Origin of the sequence: Flaviflexus sp. (assembly GCF_041440645.1) — a bacterium.
In the GTDB taxonomy this organism is placed as follows: Bacteria; Actinomycetota; Actinomycetes; order Actinomycetales; family Actinomycetaceae; genus Flaviflexus.
This window is the reverse complement of sequence record NZ_JASDVN010000037.1, coordinates 1-19,409: the sequence shown is the minus strand read 5'-3', so window position 1 is coordinate 19,409 and position 19,409 is coordinate 1. Positions and strand designations below refer to the sequence as shown.

Annotated in this window: 16 protein-coding genes; 4 read left to right on the top strand and 12 right to left on the bottom strand. The window is 60.5% G+C overall.

What is annotated here, in order from left to right; translation table 11 throughout:
* Positions 1-179 precede the first annotated feature (179 nt).
* The gene (locus tag QMB98_RS05340) at positions 180-716 is read left to right on the top strand and encodes a GNAT family N-acetyltransferase (RefSeq protein WP_371684646.1); all 537 of its coding nucleotides are present in this window, start codon (positions 180-182) and stop codon (positions 714-716) included.
* 782 nt (positions 717-1,498) lie between these two features.
* Here the strand turns inward: QMB98_RS05340 and QMB98_RS05335 are convergent.
* The 3 genes from QMB98_RS05335 to QMB98_RS05325 form a co-directional block, all read right to left on the bottom strand.
* A complete protein-coding gene (locus QMB98_RS05335; RefSeq protein WP_371684645.1) occupies positions 1,499-2,092 on the bottom strand; it encodes a TetR/AcrR family transcriptional regulator in 594 nt (197 codons plus the stop codon).
* A gap of 150 nt (positions 2,093-2,242) precedes the next feature.
* The gene (locus tag QMB98_RS05330) at positions 2,243-4,588 is read right to left on the bottom strand and encodes an ATP-binding cassette domain-containing protein (protein WP_371684644.1); all 2,346 of its coding nucleotides are present in this window, start codon (positions 4,586-4,588) and stop codon (positions 2,243-2,245) included.
* Positions 4,589-4,869: 281 nt separating this feature from the next.
* A complete protein-coding gene (locus QMB98_RS05325; RefSeq protein ID WP_371684643.1) occupies positions 4,870-6,153 on the bottom strand; it encodes a hypothetical protein in 1,284 nt (427 codons plus the stop codon).
* Positions 6,154-6,200: 47 nt separating this feature from the next.
* Between QMB98_RS05325 and QMB98_RS05320 the strand changes: the two genes are divergently transcribed.
* Positions 6,201-7,982, top strand: a complete 1,782-nt coding sequence (locus tag QMB98_RS05320; RefSeq protein WP_371684642.1) for a glycoside hydrolase family 15 protein — start codon at positions 6,201-6,203, stop codon at positions 7,980-7,982.
* 40 nt (positions 7,983-8,022) lie between these two features.
* A complete protein-coding gene (locus tag QMB98_RS05315) occupies positions 8,023-8,370 on the top strand; it encodes an RNA polymerase-binding protein RbpA (protein WP_371684641.1) in 348 nt (115 codons plus the stop codon).
* A gap of 71 nt (positions 8,371-8,441) precedes the next feature.
* On the opposite strand, the gene QMB98_RS05310 is transcribed toward QMB98_RS05315, so the two are convergent.
* From QMB98_RS05310 to QMB98_RS05270, 9 genes are all read right to left on the bottom strand, one after another.
* A complete protein-coding gene (locus tag QMB98_RS05310; RefSeq protein ID WP_371684640.1) occupies positions 8,442-9,182 on the bottom strand; it encodes a polyprenol monophosphomannose synthase in 741 nt (246 codons plus the stop codon).
* Positions 9,179-10,675: an apolipoprotein N-acyltransferase gene (lnt, locus tag QMB98_RS05305; RefSeq protein WP_371684639.1), complete on the bottom strand. Its 1,497-nt coding sequence runs from the start codon at positions 10,673-10,675 to the stop codon at positions 9,179-9,181. The genes QMB98_RS05310 and lnt overlap by 4 nt, the downstream gene beginning before the upstream one ends.
* 370 nt (positions 10,676-11,045) lie before the next feature.
* Positions 11,046-13,658 carry a DEAD/DEAH box helicase gene (locus tag QMB98_RS05300; RefSeq protein WP_371684638.1) on the bottom strand — a complete coding sequence of 871 codons (2,613 nt, stop codon included), beginning with the start codon at positions 13,656-13,658 and terminating at the stop codon, positions 11,046-11,048.
* Positions 13,659-13,667: 9 nt separating this feature from the next.
* Positions 13,668-14,570: a diacylglycerol kinase family protein gene (locus QMB98_RS05295; RefSeq protein ID WP_371684637.1), complete on the bottom strand. Its 903-nt coding sequence runs from the start codon at positions 14,568-14,570 to the stop codon at positions 13,668-13,670.
* A complete protein-coding gene (gene tatC, locus QMB98_RS05290; RefSeq protein ID WP_371684636.1) occupies positions 14,555-15,379 on the bottom strand; it encodes a twin-arginine translocase subunit TatC in 825 nt (274 codons plus the stop codon). Before tatC ends, QMB98_RS05295 begins: the two co-directional genes overlap by 16 nt.
* The gene (tatA, locus tag QMB98_RS05285) at positions 15,376-15,642 is read right to left on the bottom strand and encodes a twin-arginine translocase TatA/TatE family subunit (RefSeq protein WP_371684635.1); all 267 of its coding nucleotides are present in this window, start codon (positions 15,640-15,642) and stop codon (positions 15,376-15,378) included. The genes tatC and tatA overlap by 4 nt, the downstream gene beginning before the upstream one ends.
* Positions 15,643-15,683: 41 nt before the next feature.
* A complete protein-coding gene (locus QMB98_RS05280; RefSeq protein WP_371684634.1) occupies positions 15,684-15,941 on the bottom strand; it encodes a hypothetical protein in 258 nt (85 codons plus the stop codon).
* A gap of 29 nt (positions 15,942-15,970) precedes the next feature.
* Positions 15,971-16,945 carry a helix-turn-helix transcriptional regulator gene (locus tag QMB98_RS05275; protein ID WP_371684633.1) on the bottom strand — a complete coding sequence of 325 codons (975 nt, stop codon included), beginning with the start codon at positions 16,943-16,945 and terminating at the stop codon, positions 15,971-15,973.
* Positions 16,942-17,859 carry a helix-turn-helix transcriptional regulator gene (locus QMB98_RS05270; protein ID WP_371684632.1) on the bottom strand — a complete coding sequence of 306 codons (918 nt, stop codon included), beginning with the start codon at positions 17,857-17,859 and terminating at the stop codon, positions 16,942-16,944. The genes QMB98_RS05275 and QMB98_RS05270 overlap by 4 nt, the downstream gene beginning before the upstream one ends.
* Positions 17,860-17,962: 103 nt before the next feature.
* Here QMB98_RS05270 and QMB98_RS05265 point away from each other — a divergent pair, with 103 nt between their 5' ends.
* On the top strand, positions 17,963-18,973 hold the full coding sequence (locus tag QMB98_RS05265) for a DUF3866 family protein (protein ID WP_371684631.1): 1,011 nt from the start codon (positions 17,963-17,965) through the stop codon (positions 18,971-18,973).
* The last annotated feature ends 436 nt before the right edge of the window (positions 18,974-19,409 follow it).

The window sequence follows — 19,409 nt, the reverse complement described above, 5'->3', positions numbered from 1 at the left end:
AAACCAGTGCGCCAGGGGAGTGACCATTCGGTGGATCCCCACCGAGAGAAAAAGCAGTAGGAGCTGCGGACACTCCAGAGAGACGGAAACCAGCGCCGTCACCAGCAGGAACAGCAACCTGATAACTGCCCACCAACCCCAGAGCCAGCCTAGCCAAATCCATTGGCTCGGCTGGCTTCATGGACGTGGCGCTCAAGACTGAATCGGAAGATGATTGGCCGTGGCTGTGGCACTGGCGCCACGAGGTCAGCAATCCCGACTGGAAACAGTGGGATTCGCCGTTCCTTCACGAGCATATGGAAAGGCTGACGTTCGACCAGTTCAGACACCAGCAGACGCTCAACCCTCGCACGAGAGCAATCATCGTTGTTAATGGTCAGCGGGTTGGCACAGTCCACCGCAATGAACTCCCGCCATACGGGGGAGGCTGGTGGGACTTCGGTATCGCCATCTACGACCCCGAGCATCGAAAACAAGGAGCGGGCTACACAGCATCGACGCTGTGGATCGACCACACGTTCAAGCACACCGATGCTCACGTGATCACGCTCAGCACCTGGTCCGGCAACGAGCAGATGATCAACCTGGGCACGAAACTCGGCTTTACAGAATGCTCAAGAATCCCGCAGGCGCGCCTGTGGCGAGGAAGTCGATACGATGTCGTGCAGATGTCACTGCTGAGGAGTGACTGGTTTCCGCTGTCCGCCAGACGATAAGAGAATTGTCTGAGGCAAAGGCTCCTCATGGGGGAAGAAGCATTTGAGGCGCAAGGGCATGAGGAAGCAATTAAACGAACAGTCGCTAATAGGGAAGTGGTCGAAGAATCTGTTCCTCTTAGCCAGAATAGTCAAATGACATAATATGCATTATCGGAACTAAGGAGAATGTGGCCTAGAAATGCCACTCTTCAGCAGAATCTGCTTCTCACCCCTCAAAGTAGAGATTCATTGGCAGTGCCTGATCAGAGCCACGGCCTGACTCTTTGAGCGTGGCCGCGGACGTCGAGTGACGTGCTCCAGGAGCCCTTCACAGCAACGAACACTATCGAGCAGCACGTTCTTCATCGAGTTACGCGCCAAGAACGCGCCTCTGTGCAACGCGCTACTGGATGGCTTCTCTTATGCGGGAGCTTCTCTATCTAGGTGCCTGACGTTGTACCCGCCGTCCGATGCTCGTTCACAAACACGTTGTCACTCATTCTCAAAGTCTTTGCCATTGAGTCAGCTCGAGTAACGGGGTCCTGGCAAGCTCGACGAAGTCGATCTTGCCAGGATCCGCGCTTGAGATCTAAAAAGATATGAATCTTTGAATAGATACCGCCACGACTTTCCTCCTAAGCTCAGAATCTGGCCGCAATTCCTGTTCGCATAAAGCCCGAATCCGGGTTAGTTGGACATTGCTTTTGGGTTGTGAGTGTCGACTTTTCCTTGATATCACACCACTTCCCCACTGTCGAACAAGTGTTCTCATCTGTGGGGTAGCGGGAACTACGATTGGTTTAATCGATGAGCTTGAGTCCTCGGAGGATCAGAACGACAACACTCTCCTGTGCCTTCCACTTGTCCTCGAGCGGAATGGCGCGCAACGCTCCGAGGGTACAGAGGATGGAGATGCCGTGGAGCGGGGCCCACACTGCCACCGACTCCCCTGCCGGATCGTCCGATTCTGGCTTGACCTTCTTCATGACGTCGATGAGGATCTGGATGGGTTCACCCGAGTGACCGAGCCAGTCTTCATGTTCGGGAAAGACCGAGGCAAAGACATCGAACTGCATCGTGTGGTCGACAGCGAACGAGAAGTAGATATCTGCGAGGGCGCGGAGCCTGCCCACAACGTCGTTCTCATCAACGGTCAGGAGAGCTTCTGTGAACTCCACTTCGATGATGTGAATGATCTCGTTGCGGACCGCCAGGAGCAGATCAGCGTGACCCGAGAAGTGTCGGTAGGCGGCTGAGGGCGATACTCCGATGCGTCGGGCTGCTTCACGCAGGCCGACGGCCCTCGTGCCGCCTTCGTTGGCAAGCTCGAGGCCTACCCTAATGAGCTCGGCTCGAAGGTTGCCATGATGGTATGGGCGCTCTTCGGTACTCACTGTGCGAAACTCCCATCCAATGGGCCTTCTGGACACTCATAAATCGACATTTGCCCTAGTGTAACCCGGTTGCCAGGGCCTTCTTAACGACAATCTGTTGCAAAAACTCCACAACTGTGATCTGGACGTACATTTGCGCTGGTCACAGCGTTACTTCGTGATGTACTCTGCGAGATGCTTTCCAGTTGTCGTGTCTGACTTTGTGAGGTCCTTTGGAGTTCCCGTGAAGACAACATTGCCGCCCTCGTTGCCGGCACCTGGACCAAGATCGATGATCCAGTCGGCGTGAGCCATGACGGCCTGATGGTGTTCGATGACGATGACGGAGATGCCGGAGTCGACCATGTGATCCAGGAGCTCGAGGAGTTGCTCGATGTCTGCCAGGTGGAGGCCCGCGGTCGGTTCATCGAGAACGTAGATCCCGCCCTTCGTTGCCATCTGATTAGCAAGCTTGATGCGCTGGCGCTCGCCACCGGACAGTGTCGAGAGCGGCTGCCCGAGAGTGATGTAGCCAAGGCCAACATTGACGATTCGTTCGAGGATCGTGGCGGCAGCCTTGAGGCCGGCTTCCTTGAAGAAGACGGCTGCCTCCCCCGCCGGCATGCGGAACACGTCCGCAATGTTCTTCCCGTGGTACTCGTACTGCAGGACGTGCTCCTGGAACCTGTCTCCCCCACACACCTCGCACGGGGACGCAACCGATTCGAAGAAGGACAGTTTTGTGTAGACGACGGCGAGTCCCTTGCAGTTCTGACAGGCTCCCTCGGAGTTCGGGCTGAACAGGGCGGGCTTCACCCCGTTTTTCTTCGCGAACGCCTTGCGGATGTGGTCGAGCACGCCCGTGTAGGTCGCTGGATTGGAGCGGCGAGAGCCCTTGATCGCGGACTGATCCACGTAGACCAGTCCCTCCGTATCGGGCAACGAGGAACGAATGAGAGTGGACTTTCCAGAACCGGCAACACCGGTGATGACAGTGAGGACGCCGAGCGGGATGTCGATATCGACGTCCCGGAGGTTGTGCTTGTTCGCTCCCCTGACCTCGATCGCTCCGGTCGGGTTTCGCACCTCGTCCTTCAACGACACCCTGTCGGCCAGATGACGACCCGTCACGGTATCGGACTTCTTGAGTCCCTCAAGGTCGCCTTCGTAGGTGACCTCTCCGCCCCCGGATCCGGCGCCGGGACCGATATCAACGATGTGGTCGGCGATGGCGATGGTCTCGGGCTTGTGCTCGACAACAAGTACCGTGTTTCCCTTGTCCCGCAGCGCAAGGAGCAGGGAGTTCATGCGGTCAATGTCGTGGGGGTGAAGGCCGACGGTGGGCTCATCAAACACGTACGTGACATCGGTGAGGGCGGAACCCAGGTGCTTGATCATCTTCGTGCGTTGGGCCTCGCCACCCGACAGGGTGCCGGCGGGACGATCGAGGGAAAGGTAGCCAAGACCAATATCGACGAGGGAGTTGAGCATCCCGATGAGGTTGTCTTGGAGGGGGCCGATACCGGGCTTGTCGAGACCATCAACCCAGTCCCGCAGTTCCGTGATCTGCATTTTGCACGCGTCGGCGATCGTGACGCCGTCGATGTTGGCGATCCGGGCGCCCTCGGAGAGTCGGGTCCCCCCGCACTCGGGGCAGTCAAGGAACGTGACGGCACGGTCGACGAAGGCACGGATGTGGGGCTGCATGGACGCCTTGTCTTTCGACAGGAAGGACTGGCGGATCTTGGGAACGAGGCCCTCGTAGGTGGAGTTGATGTCCCGGAACTTCATCTTGACCGGTTCCTTGTAGAGGAGGTCGTGCAGCTCAGTCTTCGTGTAGTCCCTGATCTTCTTATCGGGGTCAACGAGCCCCGACTCGGCGTAGTACCGGACCGACCAGCCACCCGGCTTGTATCCTGGAACCTGGATGGCACCCTCGTTCAGGGAGAGATCCCAGTCGAGAATCTCGTGCACATCGAGATCCGATACGGTTCCGCGACCCTCGCAGTTGGGGCACATGCCGCCTGTCATCTGGTACCTCGCCAGTTCCTTCTTCTGGTTGTTTCCCTTGTGAATGGTGATGCCACCCTGGGCGGTCACAGAAGGAGTATTGAAGGAGAAGGCCTGCGGTCCACCAATGTGTGGCTCCGCGATCCTCGAAAACAGGATACGAAGCAGTGCATTCGCGTCCGTTGCGGTACCGACCGTCGATCGCGGGTTCGTTGCCATGCGTTCCTGGTCAACGACAATCGCGTTCGTCAGCCCATCCATCATGTCAACATCCGGTCGAGCATTCGACGGCATGAAGCCCTGAATGAAGGCGGAGTAGGTTTCGTTCACGAGCCGCTGAGACTCCGCGGCAATCGTTTCAAAGGTTAGGGAGCTCTTGCCCGAACCTGACACACCGGTGAAGACCGTCAGCCTTCTCTTGGGCAGATCGAGATCGACGTTCTTCAGGTTGTTTTCGCGTGCGCCACGCACCCGGATGAGGTCATGGCTGTCGGCGGGATGCATCATGAGGTCCTTTGGATGGTGGGAACGCTACCGCGGAAGAGTACCACGGCCCTGAAGGAGGAGCGGTCTTGTGCGTGCCCTTCAGCGCCGGGGCCAGATGGCGGATTGGGACTGTCTGGTGGCGAGGACGGACCTCGACACTTTGCTCAACTGCCAGCAACCACCGATCTCAACGGCCCGCAGCCTCCAATCGTCAACGACCAGCAAAGAACGATTACCAACGACCGGGCGGCTGGAACCGTCAGGGACTACAAGCGTTCTGGCTTGTATAGAAAGGGTAAGCGTTAGAACGATTCCAACACGGGTCCGGTTCCGGGGGTTGTGCCGGCCTCGTACTCCTCGAGCGGGTACTGGTCGAAGGATTCGAGTACGGGCTCGAGGATGCGCCAGCCCTGCTCGGAGGCCTCGCCGCTCAGCTTCATGTGCTCCTGGTGCTGGAGGATGCCGGCCGCGACACGTCCGTACGCACCGAGCTGAGAGGGCACGAGGCCCGAGGCGAGCGAGACTCTCGCGGGTGATTTCTGGGCGGGATCCGCCACGTTGAGCTCGAGAAGAAGGTCATCCGATTCGAATGCGAGGCGGAGCTTGTTCGCCGTTGTTCCGTTCTCGGTCTTGAAGATCGCGGTGATCTCTTGACGTGGGTTGCCTATGGCCTTGCCGGACTCGAGGAGGATCGGCACTCCACGCCACCGGTCGGTATCCACTGCCATCTCCACCCTTGCCCACGTTTCGGTTGTGGATTCGGGAGCCACTCCTTCTTCGTTGGCGTAGGACGGCAGTTGCCTGCCGTTCACGGAACCGGCCGTGTACCTGCCACGGCGGACGCTCGTGGCGGTCGTTGCCTTGAGGATCTCATCAGGGCCATCGGTCGCGTCTGCCAGGGTGTGCGCCATGACCTGGATGAGGTGGGAATGGATCATGTCGATCGTGGCTCCGGTCTTGTCGTAGAAGGCCGCACGCCCCTCCAAGCCCAGTGTTTCGTTGAAGACGATGCGGATCTCGTCGAGGTGCTCGTTGTTCCACACGGGATCGATGATTCGGTTGTCGTCACGGAGCGTGCCGATGTTGATCGTGGCGGACATGCCCAAGAAGTGATCGACGCGGAAGATCTGTTTCTCGGGCAGGAACGAGGCTAGGAGCTCGTTGACCTCACGAGCCGTGGTCGCAGAGTCACCGATCGGCTTCTCGAGTGCAACGATGAGGCCGTCGGGTAGCTCGATTTCCTTGAGCACCTCGAGGGCGCGCTGGGTGATGGTGGGAGGAAGAGCAAAGTAGAGGACGGGGTTCTTCTTGCCCGCAAGGAGCATCGTCATGTCCTCAGCCGATGTGGCATCCACCTGCTCGTAGGTGGCGGAGCCTGCCATGGCGGCAGACTGCTCTCCTTCGATTCCCGCGGTAGCGAAGGATTCGCTCACGAGAGACGGGTAATCGATCTCCTCTGCCATGTCCGCACCAACGAGTCCGAGATTGGCGCGGAAGAGGTTGGCGTACTGGCCGATGCCGGGGATGAGGAGGCGTTTAGCGAGGTCTCCCCCACCACCAAGGATGATGAAGCTTTGTTCGTTCACTGGTAAACCCTAACGAAATGGGACACATTCTCGATAGTCTGACAATGATGTCTTCTACTCCAATTGAACAGTACGCACTGCTATCCGATGGCCAAACTGGAGCTCTCGTGTCCGAGGCAGGTTCCATTGATTGGCTCTGTTTCCCCCGATTCGACTCCGAAGCCCTCTTTACTGCCCTCCTGGGCGACGAGGAATACGGCAGATGGCTCATGGCTCCCAAAGACGGTCAGCTGATCTCCAGACAGTACCGCGATGACACGTTCATTCTCGATTCCGAGTGGCAGACCCCAACCGGCAGGGTCACGATCACCGAGTTCATGCCGATCAACATCGGTCAGCTCAACGTCTCCGATCTCATTCGCCAGGTCACCTGCACCGACGGAACCGTTGACATCGTTCACGACCTGCGGTTCCGTTTCAACTACGGAGCATCCGTTCCGTGGGTGGAACGCCTGCAGGTGCGGGACGAACCAACGCTGTCCGCGATCGCCGGTCCCACCGCGATCAATCTCTTCGGCCCGAGCCTGGATCCGAGCGGATACTCCCACGGTGGCACGCACACCCTGCACGCCGGTGAATCCACGTGCTGGACCATGGTGTGGTCGCCCTCCTACGAGGACGTGCCCGAGCTCCAAAGCACGGAGATACTCGAGACCATCACGGCTGAATACTGGAACAACTGGGCCTCCGGCATCGAGGCTCACGGTCCCTACGCCAAGGACATCGTTCGTTCCCTGCTCGTATTGCGCGCGCTCACGGACGCGAAGACAGGTGGCATCGTGGCTGCGGCCACGACCTCCCTTCCCGAAGAATTCGGAGGATCTCGCAATTGGGATTACCGCTACACGTGGCTCCGGGACTCCGCCCTCACCATTGAGGCACTCGTTGCTCACGGCTTCACCGATGGGGCGCTGGCGTGGCGGGATTGGTTGCTGCGCGCCATCGCGGGCGACTCCCACTCGCTCCGCATCATGTACGGGCTTGCTGGGGAACGCCACCTTCCCGAGTTCGAGCTGACTCACCTTCCCGGTTACGAGAACTCCGCTCCCGTCCGCATTGGTAATGGCGCTGCCGTTCAGTATCAGGCCGACGTGGTTGGTGAGGTCATGGTGGCTCTCGACAAGCTCCGCGCCGCCGGCATCAAGGAATCCGAACGCTCGTGGGGGCTGCAGAAAGAGATGTTGAAGTTCGCTGAGGAGAACTTTGATCGTCCCGAGCACGGGATCTGGGAGATGAGGAGCGAGCTCGCCAAGTTCACCCATTCGAGGGTCATGATGTGGGCCGCCTTCGACCGTGGTATCAGTGCAGTCGAGGACTACGGCTACGAGGGTCCGGTTGAGCACTGGAAGGAGCTACGCGAGCGGCTGCGGGCTGAGATCGAGGAGCAGGGCTGGAACGACGACATCCAGTCCTACACCCAGACCTACGGTTCCACCGAGGTCGACGCCTCCCTTCTCCAACTCCCTCACGTTGGTTACCTCGACTACGACGATCCGAGGATGCTCTCGACCATCAAGAAGATCGAGGAGGACCTGGTCGACGAGTACGGCCTGCTCCACCGCTACCGAACAGTCTCCGGTACCGACGGTCTCGAGGGCGACGAGTACCCGTTCCTCATCTGCACGTTCTGGCTCGTGGAGCAGTATGCGAAGACAAACCGTGTGGACGAGGCACGGGCTCTCATGGACAAGTTGCTTGGAACGGCCTCGCCCCTCGGCTTGCTCGCGGAAGAGTACTCCCCCACCCACAAGCGACTCGCCGGGAACTATCCGCAAGCCTTCTCACACCTTGGCCTGATCCGGGCCGCCGACTCCCTGGAACAAAACTGACTCGGGTAGCGTTACAAGTTGTGGAGATTTAAGGAGAAGAATGGCTGAACGATCACTTCGTGGCATGAAAATTGGTGCTTCCTCGCTGGAAACGGATGAGGGCGTACGTTTTGTAGCCAGATCCGAGTACACGTACACCTGTCCGAACGGGCACGTATTCCACAAGACCTTCGCGGAAGAGGCTGACGTGCCGGCCCTGTGGGAATGCCACTGTGGCGCCAACGCACTACTGGAGAACGCAGAAGAGCCTGAGGACACCAAGAAGGCTAAGCCGCAGCGTACCCACTGGGACATGCTTCGTGAGCGTCGCACCATCGAGGAGCTCGACGAGCTTCTCGAGGAGCGCATGGAACTCATCACCAAGAGAGGCCTGCGTAGCCGCCTCTAAGCAAATCGGTTAACCAGCCGAAGGAATGAGAACTGAGATGTCCGGGGAGCGATTGCTCCCCGGACATTCCTTTACTGCTTGACGATGGCGGTGACTCTGGAGGTGTGATGGTGTAGTCCGCGCCTCGTGGACTCCTTGAGCGACTCGAAGAAGATGTTCGAGGAGAGCTTCGACTCCCCCGCCTCGCGCTCGTGGAAGGTGATGGGAACTTCAACGATGTGGGATCCGCGGACGTGCAGGCGCTGAGTCATGTCGGTCTGCCAGTAGTAGCCAACGATCTGTACCTCGTCGAGGTTGAGTTCCTTGAGGAGATCGGCGCGGTAGACACGGAAACCCGCGGTGATGTCGGCGTAGGGAAGGCCGAGTGCGAACTTGTTGTAGATGTTGCCGAGGCGGGACAGGTACTGGCGCGACCGCGGCCAATTGACGACGCCACCACCGGGCACCCAACGAGAACCAATGACAAGATCGGGCTGGTCGGCCTGGTTTGCTCGCTCGAGCATCCTCTTCAGGTCGCCCGCCCTGTGGGATCCATCCGCGTCCATCTGAACCACGTGCGTGTAGTCGGACTGGAGAGCCCACCCGAATCCCGCAATGTAGGCGGCAGCGAGGCCGCCCTTGCCGGGGCGGTGGAGCACGTGAATGCTGGGGTCCCCCACTGCTTGTTCGTCTGCGTACGTGCCGGTGCCGTCGGGCGAGTTGTCATCAACAACAAGGATGTCGATATCCGGGAGAACGGACTTCACTCGTTCGAGTGTGGAAGGAAGTGTCTCAATCTCGTTATAGGTGGGGATAACGACGATCGGTTTCATTGACGGTCCTTCCGGAGGGAGAGCGCCCAGACAAGCGACAGGAAGGCACCGAAGATGGCAACGCCACGGTAGATGTGCCCGTACTGTGCTGCAGGGGTGAGTTCGGTACGCAACGGAATCGATGCTACACCTGAAGCGGCCTCACCATTCTCAGATATCTGCCTGATGGTCCCATTGGGCATCACTACCCCGGACACACCGATGGTGGAGACCTGGACTGCGGCACGAGAGTACTCGACCGCACGGAACTTTGTTTGAGCGAGTTGCTGGCGCGACTCGGCACTGTCACCAAAGGAAGCGGAGTTCACGGGCACGATGAGGGCGGCGCCGCCACCGAGGACCGCGTCCTGCACGACCTGGTCGACGGCGATCTCGAAGCAGATGGGAACGGCCAGGGTCGTCTCGGCTTCCCTGTACGGAACGGTCAGGATTGCCGGACCCTCGCCGGGAAGCATGTCGGTCGTGACCTGACCGACGGCGTCCGTGAAGTTCGCGAAAAAGTCCCGCATGGGAATGTACTCGCCAAACGGAACCGGCCGGGACTTGGAGTAGGACGCCCGTAGCTCCCCATCGATCCACAACGTGTAGTCGTTGTACCGACCACCATCAACGTATTCCTGGGTGCCAAGGATGAGCGGAACACCAGATGCCTCGTTGACGCGCTTGACGATCTCCTGCGCCTCGGGTGTCTCGCGAACGTCGCGATCCGAGGCCGATTCGGGCCACAGGAGCAGATCGATCTGGTCTGCCTTGTCGTTCTCCGCGAGGAGGCGCATCGTCTCTTCCTCGTGGCGCAGCGTCACGTTGAGGGCACGCCCCTGATCATGTTCACCAATGTCGGGCCCGCCCTGGACCCAACCAACGGTCAGGGTCTCGCCGCGTTGCGGCAGGGACAGGGTGATGCAGGCAAGGATGACGAGGGCGGGAGCGATGACCTGGGCGAGGCCAGCCACGCGCCCATCGTCGACCAGGTGGTAGATACCCCGCGCGAGCAGGAGGCTGAGGAAGACCGCCACGAGCGTGACACCCACGGCTGCCAAGATTGGTGCCGTCCGCAGCACCGGGGTGCTGACTTGGGAGAAAGCGACCATGCCCCAGGGGAACCCGCCGAAGGGCCAGTTGGTTCGGATGACCTCGATTCCCGCATAGGCGAACGCCCCCATGATCGTTGCCGGCAGGGCGGAGAGCGTCAGCACCCGGGACCAGATGGCGCCAACAAGGCCAATGAACAGGGCCTGGGATATCGAGAGGGCGATCCACGGGAGGGCCTCCCCCACGGCCGTCCACGCCCATTCCACCAGCGGCAGGAAGAAGGCGAGTCCCCACACGGTTCCGGCAAGGAACCCATACCACATGCTCCGGTTTCGCACGCACAGAGCGAGAATGGCGAGAGCCGGGAAGGCCAGGAACCCAATACCAATGGGGTCAAAGGCGGCCCACATGAGAATCCCGCCGGCCGTGGAGCCCAGCAGGATCAGGAGACGAGTTAGCACACTCCAACAGTACCGAAAAAAATCCCGACGCCTCTCCCTCGGACCGTGAACTGAGGTTCAGCGTTTTCTACCGAAGAGGCGACGGGATATACGGGCGACCGTGCGTCAGTACTACGGTAGGGAGCGCAATTCGATTGCGCAAGTTCGGAACTCCAATTGTGTCGTACGTTCCACAAAACCCGCCAAAAACCGGGCGTGTCTCGATGTTGTCAGCGTGTCCATCCAACCACTTTCAACTACTGAACAGTAGGTTACGGATACTCTCGGGCACCACCGTTCTTAACATCCCATTCACCACGTCGTAGCCGCAGGAACCACCAAGGAATACCCCATCACCATCGAACCCTTTCACCTTCGAGACGAGCACGGGCTACATTGTCGTCACACCGGGGCGATCGATGAGACGGCGCGCCTGAGCCGCCGTGTCCGAGGTCGGTGTGCCTTCCGCCGCGTGCATGACCTGGGTCAGAAGATCCATGGTGCGCCGAAGCCCGTTGATGAAGTCGCCGGGCAGGTACTGGGACATGTTGAGGCAGGTCTGAAGGGTAGCGCCCTCCGCCCACGCCACGACCGCCGATGTCGGGTGAGAGCTGATCTCGGGCTGACGAGCAAGACCAAACCTCTCCTCGAGATCCTCGAGGAAGTCGTGGTTGTGCCGGATCACCCGCCACGCCAACGGATCGGCGGGAGGCATGGCCCGGCCCCGGCGTTCCTTGAAGGCGAAGGCGGAGAGCATTCCGGCAAGCATGGCTGGGGACATCCCGGAGAAGTGCGGGTCCTTCAAGCACTCGTAGATGAGCAGGTCCGCGTTCGAATGGAGGCTCCGCAGTGGTGCGGCGCCAGAGCCCAGCACGTAGCTGCCCCGCTGGCCCTGGAGCACACCGACGGCCGCGAGCATGTCGCAGGTGGCATCAAACTCGGCTCCCACGGAATCGTCGTAGCTGTCTCGCAGGGAATCGAGGTGCTGAAGCTGGGACGTGAGGGAGAGGAAAGCGGTCGCGTCCTCAACGTGCTGTTCCCGGTCCGGGCACGTGTGCACCGGATGGTTGAGAAGCTCCGGGGTTTCCCGAACCGCTCCCCTGTCCCACGACTTCAGAAGATCGTCGTCGAGGCCGATGAGGACACGTTCCTCAACGAACTCGGCAATCTTGTCTGCCAGGACCTCCCGCTGAACCGGGTCACGGAGCTTCATCCCGGCGGGTAGCATGTAGTCACCCACGTGCCGCAGCTCGGAGCGAACCGAGTCGGGGGTGAGCCACACCAGGTCCCCCATCCACGTCGCCACCCTGAGGCGATCGTCATCCACCTGGGTGACGTACGCGTACTCGAGCTCCGTACCGTAGGCGTAGGCGATGATCTCGCCGCCGTAAGCGTACTCGAAGGAGTCGGCTACCCGGTGCCGGTAAGCCTTCTTCGCCTTCTTCCGGGCCGAGGAAGAGGCGCGGGCGGAGTTGGCGCGGATCGTTGCGTACTCGGCAACGTCGCCCCGCTCGCAGGCGGTGCGGAGCTTCTCGGTCTCCTCTTCGAGTGCGAGACGCACGCGCTCGCGGGTGACCTCGAGCTTCGTCACCTCACGGTTGCGCTGGTACTGCGCAAAGGAACGCGCGAGCAGGGCCCTGGCGCTCACATAGTCGTGGTCGGCCAAAACATTGACGACGGTGTTGTAGGAGGGGAAGAACGCGGATTGGAGGGGCTCGAGTTCCCCTGCACCAAGGGACAGCAGGATGTCCGGATCGGTATCGGTTGTCGGATAGACGATGGTGTGCCCGACCTCGTCCTTCCCGCGCCTGCCGGCGCGGCCAATGAGCTGGGTGTACTCGATTCCGGTGAGGTCAGTGAACTCGGTGCCGTTGTACTTGGTGAGCGACTCAACGACGGTTGTCCGCACCGGCATGTTAATCCCCAGGGCGAGGGTGCCGGTGGCGTAGACGATCTTGATCAGGCCGCGCTGCATGAGCCGCTCGATGAGCTCCTTGAACGGCGGGTACACGCCGGCGTGGTGAGCAGCGTAGCCATTGGCGAGGGCCTTCTCGAAGGACCGGAAGCGGAGGACCGCCTGATCCTGCTCCGAGAGCTGCTCGCGTATCGGATCGAGTGCCTGATGGATGAGCTTGCGCTCGTGGCGGGTAGTGAGCGACACGTTGTCTTTGACGAGGTCCCGCACGGCGTGGTCGCATCCCTTGCGGGAGAAGATGAACTCGATGCCGGGCAGGAGATCCCGCTCCTCCATGAGCCTCAAGAGACTGTGGCGCTGCCCTGGCCCGATGCGTTCGGGAAGGCGCTTGCGTGACATGGCGCCGAGGGCAGCATCGTTCGGGTTGCGGCCCTTCCCGAGGGTCGCCGATGGTCCGCCCTTGTAGAGGTCGTAGAGCTTCTTGCCGACAACGATCTGCTGGCGCAGGGGCACGGGACGCTGGGAGGTCTGGACGAGGGTGGTGTTGCCGCGCACGGATTCGAGCCAGGAGTGAAACTCCTCCGCGTTTGCGACCGTGGCCGAGAGGGACACGATCCTGACGCTACGGTCGAGTTCGAGGATCACTTCTTCCCACGTGGGGCCCCGTTCCGGGTCCGCCAGGTAGTGCACCTCGTCGAGTATGACGTAGCCAAGGTTCGAGAGATCCTCGTGAGCGTACAGCAGGTTGCGGAGCACCTCGGTGGTCATGACCACGATGTTGGCGTCCCTGTTGATCGTGACATCACCGGTCATGAGCCCCACGTACTCGCTGCCGTAGCGGCTGGCGAGCTCCCGGTACTTCTGGTTCGAGAGAGCCTTGACCGGGGTGGTGTAGATGCAGGTGGTGGAGGTCGCGAACGACATCTCAACGGCGAAGAGGGCGACCATGGTCTTGCCGGCACCGGTGGGCGCGCAGAGCAGGACGTCGTGGCCTTCCTCGAGGGCCTCGCCCGCCTGTAACTGGAAAGAATCGAGTTCTATTCCGGTTGCGGAGACGGCGTCACGGAAGTTGTCGAGGTAAATGCCCACGACGCTAGGTTAGCGGAGGAAGCGCAGGGAGCGCGGACGTACTCGCACCGTGATGGGAAGTGGGCCGATTTCCTCACCGTCGACCATGGCCACGACCCCCTGATCAACCGTCTCAATCGTCGCGGATTCGACCTGGTGGTGGTGCACGAAATCCTCCTCGATGTGCCTGCCCTCATACAGCTTCGGGAACACGGCCGCCACCTCCGTCAGGGACAGTTCCTTGGCGATAAGGAGCTCGAGCAACCCGTCGAAGGGATCAGACGTTGGGGAGATCGTGAGGCCGCCACCGATCGAGTTCGTGTTGGCGATGGCGACGAGGATGGCCTTGCCCGTGGCGGTCTTGCCACCGGCCTCGATGCGGTAGGTGCGGGGCTTGTATCCGGGTAGCCTCTCGAGGACGGCTCGCAGGTAGCGGGCGTGGCCGTGCGGCCACGTGTAGTTGTTGGCGGCCTGGTTGACGATCGCGTCGACACCGGCAGAGACGACTGCGAGTCCGTATGCGACGCCGTGTGAACCGGTTGCCTCGATGACATCGATGGACTCGGGTTCGCGACTGCTTAGCGCGTCAACAAGGATCTCGAGCCCCGTGTCCCACGATGTCGTGAGCCCAAGGTCGCGGGCAATGTCGTTGCCGGTTCCGAAGGGCACGTGGCCGAGGAACACACCGGAGCCCACGAGGTGCTGGATTGCGAGGTGAATCGTGCCGTCCCCACCCATAGTGACGATGCCGTCCAGCTCACCGGATTCGATTGCCGCGGCGATGAGCTCACGGGTGTCCGCCACGGTCTCGGCACCGAGGGGAATGACGCGGTGGCCCTCGTCGATGAGGCGATCGCGGACGGTCTTACCAACAGTTATCCCACGACCGTTACCGGCCGTGGGACTAACTACGAGGCCTAGGGTTGAATCCAATCCTGTCCTTCACTTTCATCGCCGAGAAGCTCGGCCAGTTCAGCCGATCGTCGTTTCGCTTTTCTTCTGTCGTGAATAATACACAGACCGGTAGCGATGAAGTAGAAGCCAATCATGGGAAGCAGGATCATGAGCATCGACCATACATCCGGGAGCGGGTTCAACAAGGCAGCGACGACGGCGCAGACGATGAGGGCCCACCGCCATCCGCTCAGGTAGGTCTTGCCCTTGATGACACCAAGGAAGTTGAGACCAACCATGAAGACGGGAAGCAGGAAGCTGATTCCGAAGGCGCCGATGATCTGCATGAAGAACCGGTAGTAGGTCCGAGCATCCAGCAGGTTGACGGCAAAGTCGGGTGCGAAGCCCGTCAAGATGACGACCGCCCTCGGCAGGATAAACCAGCCGAGCAGACCGCCCAAGAGAAACAGCACCGCCGCGGATCCCGCGAACGAGAGCGCCATGATCTTTTCCTTGCGCTTGAGCGCAGGAGCGATGAAGAGCCAGCCCTGCAGAATCCACCACGGGGAGGAGATGAAGACGCCGATGAACACCGCCATCTTCAACTGCAGTTCGAAGCCGACGCCGACAGAGCCAAAGTTTAGTTCGGCGTGACCGCCGCGCGCGTTAATCCCGTCGAGCGGCTCCACCATGAGAGCCGCCAGCGGGTCGTAGAGAAACCATCCGATCACTGACGCAAGGGCGATGCCGATCAGAGCATAGATGAGCCTATTTCGTAGCTCACGCAGGTGCTCTGCGAGCGGCATTCGCCCTTCCGGATCACGGCGTTTCGTGATCCGTTCAGTCACTGCTGATTCTGGTCTTGACCCTTATCCCGCGGTGCGGTTGCATCGTAGCTGGACTGCGGGATGATGGGATCGTTCTGAGGGGTGGTGTTCGCTGCCTGGTTCTTTCCAGTCACATCGGTATCGTCGCGAAGCTCGGTTACTTCCTTCTTGAACACCTTCATGGACTTACCAACTGAAGAGGCGATCGTTGGAAGTTTTGCCGCACCAAATACTAAGATGAGGACGAGCAGGATGATGATGATTTCCCATCCGCTGAGATTCATGTGTACTCCCTAGTGTGATAGATCCTTATGATAACCCGAGTTTAATCGGACAAATCCCCCGACCATCGTCCAATGGTCCTAGCCAACCTGCGTGCCCGGCCACATTCCCGCTCCAGGCGGATCCGTTCCTTGGTGGCAAGTGGCGCCTCCGCGGGCTTGTCGGGAATCACGGGAGGCGCGATGGTCGAGAGCTTTTCGCTACTTTTGCCCACTTCTTCACCGAGCCTGGCCAGTGCGTTCCAGTACATCTTCATCAGGCGATAAATCCCGTACCCGAGGAGGGCAAGCCCTAGGATCACGAGAAGAATGGTAATAATCCACAGCCACATTACTGGGCCTCCAAGATCTTCTTCGCCTGCTCGATTGCGGCCTGCTTCATGGAGGCCGGAGCGATGTCGATGAGGTCCGTGCCGATCCGTAGCGCAGAGTTGCGCACCCAGGTGGCACTGACGGCGCGGACGCTGATCTCGAGCCGATTGTTCTTCTCAACCACCGTGGCTCCCGGGGTTGCCTCAGCAAACCAGATGGCACGGGGCTTCGTCGTGAACGTGACCAGCTCGCCCTCGGTTGGGTGCAGGTCGGGGTGGTTCTTGAGGGTGCGTCGGGCACGGTTCGCATCCGTCTGCGTGAAGGGCTTGCCGGCCACAGCGTTCGACATGCGGTCGAGTCGGAACCACCGCAGGTTCTTGCCGTCCTGAAGGGCAGCGAGGTACCCCTCGACCTCGGACACAACCGCGCAGGGAATAACCGTGCGCTGGGTGACTCGCTCCGTATACTCCCCCGGGCCGTGGTAGTTGAAGGTCAGCATCCGCGAGTTGCGCAGAGCATCCCACACGGCGTCGAGAACGAGCCCCGAGCCACGTGGCTCGGGCGGGCCCGCACCAATGGACTGGCCCGTGGCGCCCTGGATCTTGTCGCGCACGGTCGTGAGCGAGCGCGCGGAAGGCGTACCGGGTGCCACCAGCTTGAGAAGCTGGTCCAGCATCTCAATGGATACCGCGGCCTCACCCGAGGTCAGGTACACCCGGGAATCGTCGTACTCGGTCGGCTGATAGGTGATGGCATCATCCGCGGAGTAGACGACGTCCGTGCCGTCCTCGGTCTCCTCCGCATCGATGTAGAAGTCGAGGAAGTAGTGGTTGGTGCGGCCCTCCACCTCCGTCAGCAGGATCGTCTTGATCGCGTCGATGGCATCGTCGATCGACAGGTCGTATCGGTCAGCGATCTCGCTAACCGAGGTTTCCTTCGAGTTGATGATAAAGGTGGTGATGGTGGTGAGGAGAACGACGTCAGGCTTGCTCATTTGTCCTCCAGGCTCACGAGGTGCTCGAGACGCTCCCGGTAGTCAGGAACCGAGGTCCGCCCTCGCGTGCCGACCACCGCCAGCTGCTCCAGCAGGCGGTGCAGATTGACGTTCTCGAAGCGGTACTCGTCCCAGCCGTCCGCGCTACCCACGTAGTGCTCCTCGTCGCGCAGGTGGTCACCCGCGCCCTCCTTGAGGTAAATCGAGGCGTCGACGGGTTCGAAGATTCGTTCGAGGTGAGTATCGGCCTCGTAGCCCGTGGGCTCGAGAACGTCGATGCTGACAATGCGTGAGAGGCGGAAGACTCGCTCCTCCGTTTCCATCTCCACCATCTCGTCCCGTGTGGGACCGACGGCGAGCCTGTTGCCGCGGCAGTAGAACGCGCCCATTGTTTCCCACACGCCCGTGACCTCGACCGTGTAGAAGCGCCTCTCGGGGAACTGCGGGTTCTCGTACTCGATGACGATGGGGGCTCGCTCGCCCATGGCCTCGACGATGTCGAACATGTCCCCGTACTCGGGGATCGCGATCCGGACCGTCGCCTGATCGCCCGTGACGCTCGCGCCACCCAGGAGCTTCCGTACCGCCCTGCGGGCGACCTGGTGAAGCTCGTCCTTCCCTGTCAGCGACTGCGCCGCGAGGCGGAGCAGGGTGAGGTCGGCCGAGTCGAGATCGATGCCGATGAGCCCCTCGCGGTCGAGGCTGAACATTGGTTCCTCATCGTCGCTTACAGACACGGGATACCCGAGTCCCCTCAGCCGCTCGAGGTCGCGATTGAGCGCTTTGGCCTGATCGGCACCCGAATGCTCGTACCCGAGCTCATAGAGTTCGCTACGCGAACGCGGGCGATCAACAAGGTTGGCAAGCAACCTAAAAGTGCGCTTGCCCGGATCGTATCGACGTGTCCCACTCACGTAGATAACACTATCCCACGATAGGGTTAGTTCCGTGATTACGTGGCGCAAAGGCATCCTTCTCGAGCGATTGAGTTCATGGGAGGGAGCAGAGGAATGGCTTGTGGAAGTGGAGAGTCTTCCATGCAAGGCCCTCTCCTACCCCGCGCTCGTTGGGGAACTATCCAAGGGCCAGGAAGTCCTCCTCAACTCCACCGCCGTGGATCGCAAGCTCGGGACCGGCGGATACCTGTTTGTGGTCGCCCCCGCGGTACTGCCCGAACCACGCACGGGTCCAGGGCACATGATGAAGGCACGGTACACGCCACTGCAAACCATGGTGCTCGGGGTGGACGAGCAGGAATCACCCCACCACGAAGTCTTCCAGCAACACGACAGCATTGATGGCATGCCGGTGGTGGTCGCTGACCTCCACTCAGCGCTACCCGCGATCGTTGCGTGCGCTCGCCACGTCAACCCAAGCATCAGGATTGCCTACATCCACACCGACACCGCCGCACTACCCATCGCCTTCTCGAAGGCGTCGGCCCGCCTCACGGAGCTCGACCACATCACAACGATCACCTCAGGACAGTCCTACGGGGGTGACTACGAGGCAGTCAACGTCCACACGGCACTCATCACCGCCAAGCACGTCATCGGTGCCGATATCGCCGTCGTCATCCAAGGTCCAGGAAACGTCGGAACGGGCACGCCCTGGGGCTACTCAGGGACGGCCGTCGGCGAGTCCATCAACGCCATCAATGCACTCGGTGGCACCGCCATCGCAACCCTCCGTGTCTCCCAAGCCGATAGGAGGGAACGCCACCTCGGCATCTCCCATCACTCCATTACCTCCTACACGAGCGTCGCCCTCACACCGGCGATCATCCCCACCGTCTCGGAGAACATCGGCACCGACGTGCAGGAACTCATCAAGGCGGCTCTGCCCAAATTAACCAGTTGCGAGCACCTCACCCTTCGTGAGGTCACGGGTGTCGATGCTGGCCTGCGAAAAAGCGCGGTCCCGCTGCGCACCATGGGCAGGGATCTCGAGGCAGACTACGCCGCGTTCGCCTACGCAGGTGCGGGCGGAGTGCTCGCAGCACAGCTCCTCCACGAGCCAGCGAAATAGCCCTCGTTCACTTAGGCCGCACGAACGTGGGACGTACTCGCCAAGGACAAGCGCACCGTGATCGAGCTGATCGAGTAACGGGTCACTTGAGACAAGTTCAATGGGTGCTGTGACATGCACCGGTGGATACTCTTCAGCCCGCGGCAAACTCACCAAGTGTGAGATCCGTGAACGAGCCGATGGAGCACTCATTTAACGAACCGAGGTCCGGCACATCTGCCGGACCTCGAGCGTGTTATTGAAGCTTGCCGTGATCGGCTCCGCTCGTCGACTCGCTCGTCTTTGACCCTGTTATCCGACTTGCTCACTCTCGACACCGATAGTCGACTTGCTAGCTTTCACTGTCAATCGAGTTGGTCGCTTGGGACTCTTTTGGTTGACTGGTGTCGCGCGTCAGACTATGTGGCAGGGGTAGTTAGTTGTTGAAATTACCCTT